The 15,362-nt window shown below is 59.9% G+C and carries 10 protein-coding genes; 9 read left to right on the forward strand and 1 reads right to left on the reverse strand.

Annotation, left to right across the window (positions count from 1 at the left end):
* Window positions 1-18 precede the first annotated feature (18 nt).
* From ACMVPR_RS17775 to folD, 7 genes are all read left to right on the forward strand, one after another.
* Window positions 19-1,281 (forward strand): ABC transporter substrate-binding protein, encoded by a 1,263-nt coding sequence (locus tag ACMVPR_RS17775; protein WP_416883947.1) that lies wholly within the window; start codon window positions 19-21, stop codon window positions 1,279-1,281.
* Between the two features lie 69 nt (window positions 1,282-1,350).
* Entirely contained in the window at window positions 1,351-2,877 is a 1,527-nt protein-coding gene (locus ACMVPR_RS17780; protein ID WP_416883948.1) for a glycoside hydrolase family 28 protein, read from the forward strand.
* The gene (locus ACMVPR_RS17785; RefSeq protein WP_416883949.1) at window positions 2,871-3,965 is read left to right on the forward strand and encodes a glycoside hydrolase family 88/105 protein; all 1,095 of its coding nucleotides are present in this window, start codon (window positions 2,871-2,873) and stop codon (window positions 3,963-3,965) included. Before ACMVPR_RS17780 ends, ACMVPR_RS17785 begins: the two co-directional genes overlap by 7 nt.
* A 262-nt stretch (window positions 3,966-4,227) precedes the next feature.
* Complete coding sequence (locus ACMVPR_RS17790) at window positions 4,228-5,913, forward strand: NAD(P)H-dependent oxidoreductase subunit E (RefSeq protein WP_416883950.1); 1,686 nt, start codon at window positions 4,228-4,230, stop codon at window positions 5,911-5,913.
* A 3-nt stretch (window positions 5,914-5,916) separates the two neighbouring features.
* Window positions 5,917-8,694 carry a formate dehydrogenase subunit alpha gene (gene fdhF, locus ACMVPR_RS17795; protein WP_416883951.1) on the forward strand — a complete coding sequence of 926 codons (2,778 nt, stop codon included), beginning with the start codon at window positions 5,917-5,919 and terminating at the stop codon, window positions 8,692-8,694.
* A gap of 31 nt (window positions 8,695-8,725) precedes the next feature.
* Window positions 8,726-10,402 (forward strand): formate--tetrahydrofolate ligase, encoded by a 1,677-nt coding sequence (locus ACMVPR_RS17800; protein ID WP_416883952.1) that lies wholly within the window; start codon window positions 8,726-8,728, stop codon window positions 10,400-10,402.
* Window positions 10,403-10,534: 132 nt separating this feature from the next.
* On the forward strand, window positions 10,535-11,434 hold the full coding sequence (gene folD, locus ACMVPR_RS17805; RefSeq protein ID WP_416883953.1) for a bifunctional methylenetetrahydrofolate dehydrogenase/methenyltetrahydrofolate cyclohydrolase FolD: 900 nt from the start codon (window positions 10,535-10,537) through the stop codon (window positions 11,432-11,434).
* Between the two features lie 94 nt (window positions 11,435-11,528).
* Here the strand turns inward: folD and ACMVPR_RS17810 are convergent, their stop codons facing one another.
* On the reverse strand, window positions 11,529-12,374 hold the full coding sequence (locus tag ACMVPR_RS17810) for an EamA family transporter (RefSeq protein ID WP_416883954.1): 846 nt from the start codon (window positions 12,372-12,374) through the stop codon (window positions 11,529-11,531).
* 255 nt (window positions 12,375-12,629) lie between these two features.
* Here ACMVPR_RS17810 and ACMVPR_RS17815 point away from each other — a divergent pair, with 255 nt between their 5' ends.
* Window positions 12,630-14,999, forward strand: coding sequence for a DUF1989 domain-containing protein (locus tag ACMVPR_RS17815; RefSeq protein WP_416883955.1), 2,370 nt, complete (start codon window positions 12,630-12,632; stop codon window positions 14,997-14,999).
* The gene (locus ACMVPR_RS17820) at window positions 14,996-15,361 is read left to right on the forward strand and encodes a hypothetical protein (RefSeq protein ID WP_416883956.1); all 366 of its coding nucleotides are present in this window, start codon (window positions 14,996-14,998) and stop codon (window positions 15,359-15,361) included. Before ACMVPR_RS17815 ends, ACMVPR_RS17820 begins: the two co-directional genes overlap by 4 nt.
* The last annotated feature ends 1 nt before the right edge of the window (window position 15,362 follow it).

A 15,362-nucleotide genomic window follows, 5' to 3' on the forward strand; every position in this document is an offset into this window, starting at 1 on the left:
TCATCAAGGGAGGACGTGATGACACAACTTATGAAACCCCTGGCACTGGCTTTGTCGACGACTGCGCTTTGCGGCATCGCACAAGCTGAAGAGCTACGGATGAGCTGGTGGGGCGGAGACAGCCGCCACGAGGCAACCCAAGCCGCGCTAAAGGCCTGTGGCGAACGGCACGGCCATACCATTTCGCCGGAATTCACGGGATTCAGCGGCCATTTCGAACGTTTGGCAACTCAGATCGCGGGTGGTACCGAACCTGACATCATGCAGGTCAACTGGCCGTGGCTGCCGATCTTCTCGGCAGACGGATCGCGCTTTGCCGACCTGAACGCGCTTTCGGGCATCATCGACCTGTCGAACTGGAGCGCGGAACAGCTGGAGGCCGGTACGATGAATGGCAAGCTCAATGGCTTGCCCGTGTCCACGACGGCGCGCCTGTTTGCTTTCAACCCGACGGCTTGGGAAAGGGCAGGATTGGACCTGCCGACGACATGGGACGATCTGGTGGCCGCCGGACCCGTGTTCCGCGACAAGCTGGGTGAAGACTATTACCCCTTTGAAGGTGCCGCACTCGACGCGACGCTGTTGGTTACGCTTTACGGTACCCAGATGACGGGTCGTCCGTTGATCGACCCGGTCAGCAACGAAATTGTCTGGACCATGGAAGAGCTCACATCAGCAATCGAGTTCTACAAGACGCTGGTCGACAATCATGTTGTTCCCTCATGGGAAAAGGTTGCGGCCGCAGGCAACGTGCCGTTGCATGAAAGCCCCGATTGGACGGAAGGGCGTATCGGCGGCACCTACCAGTGGGATACCACATACTTCAAAATCTCGGACCCGATGGCCGAAGGGGAAGAGCTGGTCTACACCGCGATGCTGTCGCAGGAGGGGCAGAAGACCCAAGGCATCTATCGCAAGGCGTCCATGGTGTTTGCGATCTCGGCCAATACCGAGCATCCCGACGCCGCCGCGCAGATCGTGAACTGTCTGATGAACGAAGATACCGGCGTGGCCGCGCTCGGGTCCACCCGTGGGGTTCCCGCCTCGACGGCTGCTCGTGAGATGCTGATGGCTGCAGGCGGTATCAACGACATCCAGATTGAGGCGCAGAACCGCGTGCTGGAGGGCGAAGGTCCGGCCATTCACCCGTTCATGGAGCATCCCGATGTGCGATCCGCGATGATCGACGCGCTTGAGATGTTTGCCTACGGCCGCATCGATGCCGCCACCGCTGCCGATGAGATGATGATCGGAATCGAAGCTGTCTTGGCCGACATCTGATGCGGCGTTGAGCATGAAACCGACGGGCCAGTGCCTTGGTATCTGGCCCGTCCCAGACCGAATATGACCATGACAACACCCATCCGGATTCTTGCGGCCACGCCACGGTCGGCCGTCGCCTTGCTTGCGCCCAAAGTGCAGCGCTACTGGCTTGACCGGCCGGTCAAGTGGGCTGTGACCCGCCGCGACCGGAGCGTTGTGGACAGTGGCGACGCTGTAGCGGTACCGCTGTTTCTTGATGGGCTTGAGCCGGGGGAGGATTACAGGCTCGCAACCGATTTGGGCGAAGTGGCGTTCCGCACACCTGTATGCTCTGGTCAGATCGATGTGACTGAGTATGGCGCCATCCCTGACGGGACAGACGCGACCGAGGCGTTTGTTCGCGTCATCGAGGCATTGCCTCTCGGAGGCACCCTGTATGTCCCACCGGGGCGGTTCATTACCGGGCCGCTCTTTCTGCGCTCGGATATGGTATTACACTTGGCCGAGGGTGCCGAACTGGCCGCGCGAGCGGACCGCATCGGGTGGCCGATCCTTCCCGCACGCGATACGGCAGGCCGGGTCCTCGGCACCTGGGAGGGGCTGCCAGACGCCTCTCACGCCGCCCTGCTTACTGCCATCGATTGCCAAAACCTCGCCATAACCGGGCGCGGCGTGATCGACGGTGGCGGATCACGTGGTGACTGGTGGACATGGCCCAAGGACACCCGCGATGGCGCTCGCAGAGCCCGCACGGTGTTCCTGTCGCGGTGTCGAGACGTGACCTTCACTGGCGTGACGATCCGGAATTCGCCGTCCTGGACTGTTCATCCGCACCTGTCCGAGGAGCTGATCTTCGCCGCACTTGCGATAGAAAGCCCCTCCAACAGCCCAAACACCGATGGGCTGAATCCTGAAAGTTGCCGCAGAGTGACGATCGCGGGGTTGCGCATCAGTGTTGGCGACGATTGCATCGCGATCAAGTCAGGCAAGCGGGGGCCCATCACCGATGAACCGACTGACGACCATCTGGCCCCAACCCGCAACGTGACTGTTGAAAATTGCCTGCTGGAACTTGGCCATGGCGCCGTGGTGCTCGGCTCTGAGATGAGCGGCGACATCACTGACGTGACCATCGCACGCTGCGACTTCGTCGGCACTGACCGCGGTCTACGGATCAAGACGCGGCGTGGCCGCGGTGGGCTGGTCGCGCGCATTGCGATGACAGATGTGGTGATGCAGGACGTGGCAACTCCGCTTGCCATCAACGCTTTCTATTTCTGTGATGCCGATGGTCGCTCCGAAGCGGTGCAATCGCGCGACCCCGCCGCTCTAGGGCAGGGCACGCCCCGCATTGCCGACATCACCGTCGAGAATGTGATTGCCCGGGACGCCACATTGGTTGGAGTTGCTGTTCTCGGGTTGCCTGAAGCGCATGTGACCGGTGTCATCCTGCGGCGGTTTGCAGTGGGGTTCCGAGAGGATGCAAAGCCTGACATTCCGCTGATGGCCGAAGGCGTTCCGGCCATGCTTCACATTCCGCTGTTTTCGGAATGCGCCGAGATCGTCGGCGACATCGACATCCTTCCCGCTGTCAAGGAGATCGCCCCGTGCTGACCGAATTCTTTGCGGGATATGTCGCCGCTTATCAGCCTTACAAGAACGGCGGTTGGTGTTACGAGGACGGCTGCATTTACCGAGGATTGGAGTTGCTTCATCGCGGTTCGGAACAGGACCGTTGGCTGGCCGAATTGCGCCGCCTCCTGGACCAGCAGGTCACGGCCAGTGGCGCGCTTTTGGGCTATGAACCGTCGGACTACAATATCGACAACATCCTCCCCGGCCGCGCTCTGCTGTTCATGGCCGCCGAGACCGGAGAGGAACGATACGCCATTGCCGCAGACGCCATTGCTGCGCAGCTCGAAACACATCCTCGGACCCGGTCTGGTGTCTATTGGCACAAGCTGCGGTACCCTTGGCAGATCTGGCTTGATGGCCTCTACATGGCGCATCCCTTCCAGATCGAATACGGACTGACCCGTGGTCGCCCGGATCTGGTTGCTGATAGCCTGAGGCAGATATCGTTGGCTCTCGACGCGACATTCGAGCCCGCCACCGGTCTTTATGTGCATGCCTATGACGAGGCGCGCAGGCAGGATTGGGCTGACCCGGAAACCGGCCGATCCCGCGCGCACTGGGCGCGTGCCTTGGGCTGGCTTGCGATGAGTCTTGTCGATGTGGCCGATCTGACCGGATCGCAGGTTTTCGAACCGCTGGCAGCCCGCAGCCGCGCCCTGTTCGACCGGCTTTTGGACCTTCGGCAACCCGGGGGGCTGTGGTTGCAGGTGATTGACCAGCCAGAACTGACGGGAAATTTCCCAGAAACATCCAGTTCAGCGATGATCGCCTATGCTCTCAACAAGGCGAGCGCGCTTGGGTTGGCGTCGCCGCCAGACCACCTCATACTGGACGTGCTGCGTGAAAGCCTCCGGCCAAAACCCGGCGGCGGCGTCGAGATGGCGGACATTTGCGAGGTGGCCGGTCTTGGCCGTTATGAGTCCCGATATCGGGATGGCTCACCCGCCTATTACCTGACCGAAGCGCGGGTGAGTGACGATGCCAAGGGCGTCGGTCCTTTGATGATGTGCGGCGCGGCTCTCGGGGCCGCTCAGGGTATGGCCATTTCTGCGCGGAACGCGGGTTAATCGTCAGCGCTGCTGTCTTGGACTGGTCTTGGGGATCAGCCTCTAATCATAGGCTGCCACCTCCCGCTTCGGTGCGGCGGCCAAACGCAGCCGGCTTCAACGCTCGGTTTTGCCCGACATAGGCACTCTTTTTTCAAAGTTTACCAAAACTTTCGCAGCACGAGCAAATTTGCACATTGACGCAAATGCAAAAAATATTCACCTTGGTAAAAAACAGCTTGGGACCGGAAGAGTCCATCTGTGAACGGGGGAACCATTGAAAATGGCGCTTGATGAACGCAAAGGTGTCTGGAAGTCTGGCAAAGGCAAAGGGCGTCATACGCCCAAAGGTCGCCAGTTGGATGACCAGGCATGGAGCGATGTCAGAGCGCTGCTTGAGGGAAAAAGCCTCGCTCGCGACCTGTTGATCGAACACCTGCACCTCATTCAAGACACGTATGGGCACCTTTCTGCCGCACATCTCCGCGCGCTTGCAGAAGAGATGCGTCTGTCGATGGCCGAGGTCTATGAGGTGGCCACCTTCTATGCCCATTTCGATGTCGTCAAAGAAGATGAAGCGCCGCCGCCCGCTTTGACAATTCGGGTGTGTGATTCCCTGTCCTGTGAAATGGCAGGCGCACAACAGCTCAAGGCGGCACTTGAGGATGGGCTTGATCCTGCAAAGGTGCGTGTGCTTCGTGCGCCGTGCATGGGCCGCTGCGACACAGCACCTGTTCTCGAACTGGGCCACAACCATATTGATCACGCGACACCGGAGAAGGTGAAAGCCGCGATAGAGGCCGGTGACACCCATGCGCATATCCCGGTTTATGAAACCTTCGCGTCATACGCGGCGGATGGTGGCTATGAGACGTTAAAAGACCTTCGCGCGACCGGTGATTGGGAGGCCGTGCAAGAGACTGTTCTGGCATCTGGTCTGCGCGGGCTTGGCGGTGCAGGCTTTCCGTCGGGCAAGAAATGGGGCTTTGTGCGTGCCAATCCGGGGCCGCGTTACTTGGCTGTGAACGGCGATGAAGGCGAACCGGGCACGTTCAAAGACCGCCACTACCTTGAACGTACACCGCATCTTTTTCTCGAAGGCATGCTGATTGCGGCTTGGGCTGTCGAGGCCGAAACCTGTTTTATTTACATGCGCGACGAGTACCCGGCGGTGCTGCACATCTTGCGAACCGAGATCGAAGCGCTTGAGGCCGCGGGCATCGTGGCCCCCGGATATATCGACCTGCGCCGCGGTGCAGGGGCCTATATCTGCGGCGAAGAAAGCGCCATGATCGAAAGCATCGAAGGCAAACGCGGTCTGCCCCGCCACCGCCCTCCTTTCGTGGCGCAGGTGGGCATCTTTGGCCGGCCAACGCTCGTTCACAATGTCGAAACGCTTTACTGGGTTGCGCGGGTGTGCCGTGACGGACCCGAGCTTCTGACAAGCGTTGAAAAGAACGGTCGCAAAGGTCTGCGAAGCTATTCGATCTCGGGTCGTGTGACAGCTCCGGGTGTCTATCTGCTGCCTGCAGGGTCGACGATCATGGACCTGATTGATGCCGCTGGCGGCATGATCGAGGGGCATGTCTTCAAAGCCTATCAACCGGGTGGACCATCCGCCGGGTTGCTACCCGCCTCCATCAATGACGTGCCCATGGATTTCGATACGCTGCAAGCACACAGCACGTTCATAGGGTCGGCTGCAATTGTGATCCTCAGCGACCACGACAAGGCGCGGGATGCCGCCCTGAACATGCTGCGCTTCTTTGAGGATGAAAGCTGCGGTCAGTGTACGCCCTGCCGGGTCGGCTGCGAAAAGGCGGTCAAGCTGATGCAGGCGGATAAGTGGAACACGACGCTTCTCGAAGAGCTGAGCCAGGCGATGGTCGATGCTTCGATCTGCGGATTGGGGCAGGCTGCACCAAATCCGATCAGGCTCACGATCAAGCATTTTGCGGATGAGGTGTAAGGCATGAGCGCTCAGGTCACCTTTACGCTGGACGGTGAAACAGTCACCGCCGATGCCGAGGCAACGATTTGGGAAGTTGCGAACGGGCGCGGACTTGTCATTCCGCATCTCTGCCACAAGCCAGCGCCCGGATATCGCCCGGACGGAAACTGCCGCGCTTGTATGGTCGAGATCGATGGCGAGCGGACACTTGCCGCGTCTTGCATTCGCGTTCCAACCGAGGGGATGGTTGTCACAACCAATTCGGCACGGGCGACCCATGCCCGCAAAATGGTGGTCGAGATGTTGGTGGCAGACCAACCGGACCGGGATGCCGCCCACGACAAATCAAGTCATCTTTGGGATATGGCCGAGGTCAACGGCATAGATCAAAGCCGCTTCCCCAAACTTGAAGATGGGCGCATCCCGTTGCTGGATGACAGCCATGTCGCAATGCGGGTGAACCTTGACGCCTGCATCCAATGCGGATTGTGCGTGCGCGCCTGCCGCGAGGTTCAGGTCAACGACGTTATCGGGATGGCGGGCCGTGGGCATGACAGCTATCCGACATTCGATTTTGCGGACCCGATGGGTGAAAGTACCTGTGTCGCGTGCGGCGAATGCGTGCAAGCCTGCCCGACAGGTGCCCTGATGCCGGCGAGTGTTTTGGACAGCGATCAAGTCGGGGACCGCCGTGACTTTGATACCGAAACCGAAAGCGTCTGTCCGTTCTGCGGTGTTGGCTGCAAGGTTTCGCTCAAGGTAAAGGACGGCAAGGTCAAATACGTCGAAGGTATCAATGGCCCGGCGAACGAAGGCCGGCTTTGCGTCAAAGGGCGCTTTGGCTTTGACTACATCCATCATGAACACCGCCTGACCAAACCCTTGATCCGCCGCGACGATGCGCCCCCGAAAGGCCTGAATGTCGATCCCGGCAACGTCCTGACCCACTTCCGCGAGGCAACCTGGGAAGAGGCGATGACGGTTGCGGCGGGCGGTCTTGCCAAGCTTCGTCAGGCACATGGTGGGGCTTCTGTTGCGGGGTTCGGATCGGCCAAATGCACCAACGAAGAAGCCTATCTGTTCCAAAAACTGATCCGGCAAGGCTTCAAGCACAACAATGTCGATCATTGCACCCGCCTGTGTCATGCCTCGTCCGTGAGTGCCTTGATTGAGAACGTCGGTTCCGGCGCGGTGACAGCGACCTTCAATCAGATCGAAAATTCGGATGTCGCGATTGTCATTGGCGCGAACCCGGTCGAAAACCACCCTGTCGCGGCCACGTATTTCAAACAGTTCGCCAAGAACGGCGGCAAACTGATTGTGATGGATCCGCGCGGTCAGGGGCTCAAACGGTTCGCCTACCAGATGCTGCAGTTTCGACCCGGGGCAGACGTGTCGATGCTCAACGCGATCATGAACGTGATCGTCGAAGAACGGCTCTATGATCAGCAATACATCGATGCCTACACCGAGAACTGGGAGGCCGAGAAAGAGCACCTGAAAGGCTTCACACCCGAGGCGATGGCACCGATCTGCGGTATTGCGCCGGAGGTAATCCGTGACGTGGCGCGCACCTTTGCCGGTGCCAAAGCCGGCATGATCTTCTGGGGCATGGGCGTCAGCCAGCACATTCACGGGACGGACAATTCGCGCTGCCTCATCAGTCTGGCCCTGATGACCGGACAGGTCGGCCGACCCGGAACCGGTTTGCATCCGCTGCGTGGTCAGAACAACGTGCAAGGTGCATCTGATGCAGGTCTCATTCCGATGTTTGTTCCGGACTACCGGTCGGTCATGGACGATGCCGTGCGCGAGGACATCTTCAGTGTCTGGGGGCGCGATGATGATTGGTCCAACCAGAAAGGTCTGACAGTCACCGAAATCGTCGACCAAGCCTATGCGGGCAACATCAAGGGTATGTATATTCAGGGCGAAAACCCCGCTATGTCGGACCCCGATGTAGAGCATGCACGCGACGCATTCGCCAAACTCGAACACCTTGTCGTACAGGATATCTTCCTGACCGAAACGGCGTGCTTTGCCGATGTGATCCTGCCCGCGTCGGCGCTCTATGAAAAGAACGGCACCGTCAGCAACACCAATCGGCAGGTCCAGCGTGTCCGCCCAGCGGTTCCGCCACCCGGTGACGCGCGCGAGGATTGGCAGATCACTGTTGAACTGGCGCAGCGTCTTGGACTGGATTGGGACTACACCGATGTGTCCCAAGTGTTTGCCGAGATGAAGCAGGTGATGTCATCGCTGGATAACATCACATGGGAACGGCTTGAGACCGAGACCGTCACGTATCCGTCCCTCAGCCCAACCGATCCCGGTCAGGCGGTTGTCTTCGGCGATGGCTTTCCTCGGCCGCAGGGCCGCGCCCGGTTCACCCCCGCCTCTCTGGTGTCTCCGGACGAGGCACCCGACGCGGACTATCCGATGATCATGACCACCGGACGCCAGCTTGAGCACTGGCACACCGGTTCCATGACCCGACGCGCCTCCGTGTTGGATGCGGTGGAGCCGGAAGCCAATTGCTCTCTGCATCCGAAGACCTTGCGCGCGCTTGGCGCAGAGCCCGGTGACATGCTGCGTCTGACAACGCGGCGCGGGTCGATTGAGATCATGGCGCGGGCGGATCGCGCTGTTGCGGAAGACATGGTCTTTGTGCCCTTCGCCTATGTCGAAGCGGCGGCGAATGTGCTCACCAATCCGGCGATCGATCCTTATGGAAAGATCCCGGAATTCAAATTCTCGGCCGTGCGTGTCGAGACTGTCCCCAAAATCGCGGCTGAATAATCAGCTCGCCCCATCCAACAGGATTACTTTCATGTCGTACAAGTCGGATATTGAGATTGCGCGCGAGGCGCAGAAGCGCCCGATCATGGAGATTGGAGAGAAGATCGGGATCGGGTCGGATGACCTTTTGCCCTATGGCCATGACAAGGCGAAGGTGAGCCAGTCGTTCATCAACTCGGTGCAGGATCGTCCGAATGGCAAGCTGATCCTTGTGACCGCGATCAACCCGACGCCGGCGGGTGAGGGCAAGACGACGACGACGGTGGGTCTGGGCGATGGTCTGAACCATATCGGCAAGAAGGCGATGGTCTGCATCCGCGAAGCCTCGCTTGGGCCGAACTTCGGCATGAAGGGCGGCGCTGCTGGCGGGGGCTATGCTCAGGTGGTTCCGATGGAGGACATGAACCTGCATTTCACCGGCGACTTCCACGCCATCACCAGCGCGCACAGCCTGCTGTCGGCGATGCTCGACAACCACATCTACTGGGGCAACGAGCTGGACATCGACACCCGCCGTGTCGTCTGGCGGCGTGTTGTCGACATGAACGACCGTGCGCTGCGCCAGATCACGTGCTCGTTGGGTGGTGTGGCCAATGGCTTCCCGCGCGAAGCAGGCTATGACATCACCGTGGCTTCCGAAGTCATGGCGATCCTGTGCCTCGCGAAAGACCTCAAGGATCTCGAAAAGCGGCTGGGCGACATGATCGTGGCCTACAAGCGCGACCGCAGCCCGGTCTTCTGCCGCGACATCAAGGCGGAAGGCGCGATGACGGTGCTGCTCAAGGACGCGATGCAGCCGAACCTCGTGCAGACGCTGGAAAACAACCCGGCCTTCGTGCATGGCGGCCCGTTTGCCAACATCGCCCATGGCTGCAACTCGGTGATCGCAACGACCACGGCACTGAAACTGGCGGATTACGTGGTAACCGAAGCGGGCTTCGGGGCCGATCTCGGTGCCGAGAAGTTCATGAACATCAAGTGCCGCAAGGCGGGCATCGCCCCGTCGGTGGTGGTTTGCGTGGCCACGGTGCGGGCGATGAAGATGAACGGTGGTGTGGCCAAGGCCGATCTCGGGGCCGAGAATGTCGAGGCGGTCAAGAAGGGCTGCCCGAACCTGGGCCGTCACATCGAGAACCTCAAATCCTTCGGCGTGCCGGTGGTTGTGGCGATCAACCACTTCGTCACCGACACCGAGGCCGAGGTCGAGGCGATCAAAACCTATGTGAAAGAGCATGGCGCCGAAGCGGTGCTGTCGCGCCATTGGGAGCTGGGGTCGAAAGGCTCGGCCGATCTGGCACGCAAGGTGGCTGAGGTTGCCGATGCGGGTCAGGCGAACTTTGCGCCGATCTACCCGGACGAGATGTCCCTGGCCGACAAGATCCAGACCATCGCCAAGCGTATCTACCGCGCGGACGAGGCGCTGATGGATCAGAAGATCCGCGACCAGCTGAAGCTGTGGGAAGAGCAGGGTTATGGCCATCTGCCGGTCTGCATGGCCAAGACGCAGTATTCCTTCACCACCGATCCGAACCGCCGCGGCGCGCCGACCGGCCATTCGGTGCCGGTGCGCGAGGTGCGCCTGTCTGCCGGGGCGGGTTTTGTCGTGGTGGTCTGCGGTGAGATCATGACCATGCCGGGTCTGCCCCGCGTGCCGTCGGCGGAGAACATCCGTCTCAACGAGGCGGGCCAGATCGAAGGCTTGTTCTGAGCCGATGGCGGGTGGACGCTCGGGTTTGGCCCATCGCCCCACCCGCCATCCCGCAAGGCGCCTTTGACCAGCGGGCGGTCTTGGGGGGCATCTGGCGGAATTGCGTATTTGGAAAGAGAAGAAGGACGGATCATGGGCGCTCGGATCATCGACGGAAAGGCCTTTGCCGCCACTGTGCGCGGGCAGGTGGCAGGGCATGTCGCGCGGCTCAAGGCCGATCACGGCATCACGCCGGGTCTGGCGGTTGTGCTGGTGGGCGAGGACCCGGCGAGCGAGGTCTATGTCGCCGCCAAGCACAAGCAGACCGTCGAGGTCGGCATGGCCTCGTTCGAGCACAAGCTGCCTGCGGATGTGTCCGAGGCGGACCTTTTTGCGCTGATCGACCGGTTGAACGCCGATCCGAATGTGCATGGCATCCTGTGCCAGTTCCCGGTGCCCGACCATCTGGACGAACGGGCGGTTGTGGCGCGGATCGATCCGGCCAAGGATGTGGACGGGTTGAGCGTGGTCAATGCCGGGCTTCTTGCGAGCGGCGAAAAGGGGCTGGTGTCCTGCACGCCGCTGGGCTGCCTGATGCTGCTGCGCGATCAGATCGGGGCGATGTCCGGGATGGAGGCGGTTGTGATCGGGCGGTCGAACCTCTTTGGCAAGCCGATGGCGCAACTGCTCCTGCAGGAGAACTGCACCGTGACCATCGCGCATTCGCGCACCAAGGATTTGGCCGCTGTCTGCAAGCGCGCCGATTTTCTGGTGGCCGCCGTGGGCCGGGCCGAGATGGTCAAGGCCGACTGGGTCAAACCGGGGGCCACCGTGATCGACGTCGGCATCACCCGAATTCCGCATCCCGACAAACCCGGCGCGACCAGGCTCTTGGGCGATGTCGATTTTACGCAGGTGTCCGAGGTGGCCGGAGCGATCACACCCGTCCCCGGCGGCGTCGGCCCCATGACCATCGCCTGCCTGCTCGCCAACACCCTCACCGCCTGCTGCAGGGCGCATGGCATTGAAGAACCCGAAGGGCTGACGGCCTGAGCCCCGCGCCGGGCGATCGCCCGGCCTTCCTACGCCTGCGCCTTGGGCAGCGCGCACAGCATCTCAAACAGAAGATTCGATGCAATCAGGAGCCTCAGAGTGCGAGAAAACCAACGCCTGCGAAGGCGACGGCGCACCCTGACCATTGGGCCACCGTCATCCGTTCCTTGAGGAACATCCAGGCCAGAATGACGGTCAGCATTCCGAACAGGGACGAGGACACGGATGCGTATTTCGCGTTCTCCAGGGCCCCTGCTGACAAGACACACATCAATGCGATGCCATCGGCAAGACCCATGGCGATGAGCCATGGAAGCGCTTTACGTCCCGCCCAGAAGGGTTGTTTGAACAGGATGAGAATACCAACGACGAGCAGCAGAGCAGTCACGCGCGTCACCAGTGTGCTTGGCATTTCGTGGCTCATAGCGGCGGCTGCTTGTCCAAAAGCGAAGGTCCCTGCAAATCCAGCGGCTGCGATCAGCGCGAACAACACGGTTGGTCCGATGGGCGGTGTCTCTTGATCGGTTTTGTCCGAAAGGGCAGCGACACACGAGACACCGCCGACGATTGCCAGAACGGCAAACCATTGAAGAGCAGACACGGGATGTCCCTGCACTGCGGCCCAGCCCACAGACAGGATAGGGTAGCCAGCGATCAACGGTGCGACCAGTTTAACCGGTCCTCTTTCGAAGGCGTAATACAGGCCGAAGGTTGCGACGACGAAAGAGATGCCCGACCCGATCGACAGATAGACGGCGCGCGCGGGCAAGGCTTCCAGCGTGCCGGTGCTGATTGTCGCCATCGTGTGGAAGATCAGGCCGGTAAGGATGACCGTAAAGATACACGCACTGATCGAGGTTTTTTGACTCAGGAACCGGACACAGATGTCGTGAAAGCCCCAGCACAGAGCGGCCACAAGACCAAGGGCGAGAGCGCTCATCTAGTGAATTGATGTATCGGGGATCATGCAGAAACAACACGTCCCCAAGGCGCAGGACGAAGCGAGCAAGCGCGCAAAGTTTTTTGACGACGTATGACAAATCCCCGACTCTGGGATCACAAGCGGGACGCTGCCAAGAAAACTGATGTTATGAGTGATCATCGGTTCGAATCTGTTTGCTGTGGTTATCATTGCCTGTATTCTTTTAGTTAAACATTTATTCCGTTCATGCAACTCATCTCAGGGAGGGTCAAAGTGCTCGACGACTATCCAAGTGTGCGACCAGGGCCCCCGAAACCCAGTGCGATCATCAAGCCGCGTGTGTTTTCGTTGCCGCCGGGTACAGAGCGATATGTCGTCGAAGGACAGGGTGCTGTTCTCATCCCGATCGAGACAGGCGATCAGCTGACAATCGTGAACGATGAAGGTGGGCAACACTGCGAGATTGTTGTCGCAGATGGCAAAGGCCGCGTGGATGCCGGGATCATTGGCGCGACAGCTCAGCGGCCTGCGGGCGGTCTGAAATCACTGCTGACGTCGGATGACCGATCCTTGCGTGGGCTGCGCATGGGTCTCGACGCGCGCGGTATCGACATAGGGACAGCACAGGCGGTTCATCTGTTCGAAAGCACAACGCTTGCCAAGACCGAAGCAAGCTTTACCGCCGTTCGAAATGGCACGGTGATCATCGCGGCGCCCGGACCGGTGATGAATTTCGAGACGCAGGATACGGCGACCTCACTGACCGTCATGATCAAACGGGCAACTCTCAAAACGCAGGCGCGGTTCGCTTTGCCAGACCCGCTCGCGGATCCGTTGAGTGACGTGCGTATCCACAGCCAGACGGCACAGGCCTATTTCGTGAAGGCAGGTGACTACATCCAGATCATTGATGTCGATGGGCGGCAATGTACTGATTTTGAATGCTTTTCCGCGCGAAAGCTCGATAAGGGCATTGAGCATGCGCTGGATGTCACGACGACGCGCACGCTGATGGGCCATGCCTATCCCATGCCCGGATTGCACGCGAAATACTATGATCAGGAAATGGTCCCGCTTGTTGAAGTGGTGCAGGATACATGCGGGCGCCATGATGCCTTTGCGATGGCGTGCACCGCGAAATATTATGACGATATTGGCTATCCGGGTCATGTGAACTGCTCGGATAATTTCAACAAGGCGCTTGCGGAATACAACGTCACGGGCCGCCCGGGCTGGATGGCGATCAACTTCTTCTTCAACACGTTCCTCGACGATCACGGCGTCATGTATGCCGACGAACCCTGGAGCCGCCCCGGAGACTACGTTCTGCTGCGGGCACTGACGGATATCGTCTGTGTGTCCAGCGCGTGTCCCGATGACACCACGCCTGCAAATGGCTGGAACCCGACCGATATTCACATACGCACCTACAGCGGCAAGGAAACCTTTCAAAAGGCCATCGCGATCCGTGCCACACCAGATTTAGAGGCCAAAATGACCAAGCAAACCGGTTTCCATGACAGCTTTGCCAAACACACGCGCAACTTTGTTGAGTACAATGGCTATTGGTTGGCCAATTGCTTTGCCGCCGCGGGGCCCATTGCCGAATATCACGCGTGCCGGGAAAAATGCGTGATCCTCGATCTGTCGCCGCTGCGCAAATTCGAGATTACAGGCCCTGACGCCGAAGCACTGTGCCAGTATGCGTTTACACGCAACATGAAAACGCTGCCTGTGGGCGGCGTGGTGTATACGGCAATGTGCTACGAACATGGCGGGATGATCGACGACGGCACCGTGTTTCGGTTGGGCAAGGATAATTTCCGCTGGATCGGTGGTTCTGATTATGGCGGAGAATGGCTCCGCGAATTGGCCGAAAAGAACGGCCTCAAGGTGCTTGTCCGGTCTTCGACCGACCAGATGCACAATGTCGCCGTGCAGGGGCCCAAGAGCCGCGATCTCCTGCGCAAGCTGGTCTGGACCGCGCCGCATAATCCGGAATTCGATCAGCTGGAGTGGTTCCGTCACACGCCAGCGCGCTTGCGCAATGAGGCCGGCACGCCCTTTGTTCTGAGCCGCACCGGCTATACCGGAGAGCTGGGGTATGAGGTTTTTTGCCATCCGAAGGACTGCAAGGAAATCTTCGATGCGATCTGGGAGGCCGGACAGGAACACGGGCTCACGCCTATGGGGCTTGAAGCGCTCAACATGGTGCGGATTGAAGCTGGGCTGATCTTTGCGGGCTACGATTTCTCGGATCAGACGGATCCGTTTGAGGCGGGTATCGGGTTCACCTGCCCGTTGAAGTCAAAGACGGATGATTTTGTCGGGCGCGACGCCCTCATCCGCCGCAAGGAACATCCGATGCGCAAGCTTGTCGGCCTTGAGATCGACAGCAATGTTGATGTGAGCCACGGCGATTGCATCCATATTGGCCGGGCGCAGATCGGTGAGGTCACATCGTCCATGCGATCGCCCTTGCTGAACAAGAACATTGCCTTGGCGCGGATCGACATAGCACATGCAGCGCCCGGAACCGAGGTCGAGATCGGAAAACTGGACGGACACCAGATGCGTCTGCCTGCACGGGTTGCTGAAACGCTTGCCGCGTATGATCCCAACAAGGAGCGTCCCCGGTCATGATCCGCGTTGCCATCGCACTGGCCGTTTTCGCCGGAACCGTCGAGGCACAATCGGTCAAACTGCGCGGAGATGAGATCGCCATATTGCTATCCGGCAATACTGCTGTCGGGATTTGGGAGGGGCACGCATACCGCCAATATTTCGATGCGGACGGAACCACGATCTATGCGCAGGACGGTGGAACGTCTTTGCGAGGAACGTGGCGGGTCGACGGAGATGAATACCAGAGCATTGGGATCATTGACGAGGAGTGGGAAGGCCGGTTCGTCATGGAATATGGCGGGCAATGGTTTTGGGTCAGCAAGACCGTTGCGCCCACGCCCTTCGAGGTGATCGAAGGGAATACGTTGGTCGCGGAATGAG

Source organism: Marivita sp., from assembly GCF_048006345.1.
Taxonomy (GTDB): domain Bacteria; phylum Pseudomonadota; class Alphaproteobacteria; order Rhodobacterales; family Rhodobacteraceae; genus Marivita.

Coding starts and splice junctions, on each gene's coding strand:
- ACMVPR_RS17775 (WP_416883947.1), top strand. CDS start 19: ATGACACAACTTATGAAACCCCTGGCACTGGCTTTGTCGACGACTGCG.
- ACMVPR_RS17780 (WP_416883948.1), top strand. CDS start 1,351: ATGACAACACCCATCCGGATTCTTGCGGCCACGCCACGGTCGGCCGTC.
- ACMVPR_RS17790 (WP_416883950.1), top strand. CDS start 4,228: ATGGCGCTTGATGAACGCAAAGGTGTCTGGAAGTCTGGCAAAGGCAAA.
- fdhF (WP_416883951.1), top strand. CDS start 5,917: ATGAGCGCTCAGGTCACCTTTACGCTGGACGGTGAAACAGTCACCGCC.
- ACMVPR_RS17800 (WP_416883952.1), top strand. CDS start 8,726: ATGTCGTACAAGTCGGATATTGAGATTGCGCGCGAGGCGCAGAAGCGC.
- folD (WP_416883953.1), top strand. CDS start 10,535: ATGGGCGCTCGGATCATCGACGGAAAGGCCTTTGCCGCCACTGTGCGC.
- ACMVPR_RS17810 (WP_416883954.1), bottom strand. CDS start 12,374: ATGAGCGCTCTCGCCCTTGGTCTTGTGGCCGCTCTGTGCTGGGGCTTT.
- ACMVPR_RS17820 (WP_416883956.1), top strand. CDS start 14,996: ATGATCCGCGTTGCCATCGCACTGGCCGTTTTCGCCGGAACCGTCGAG.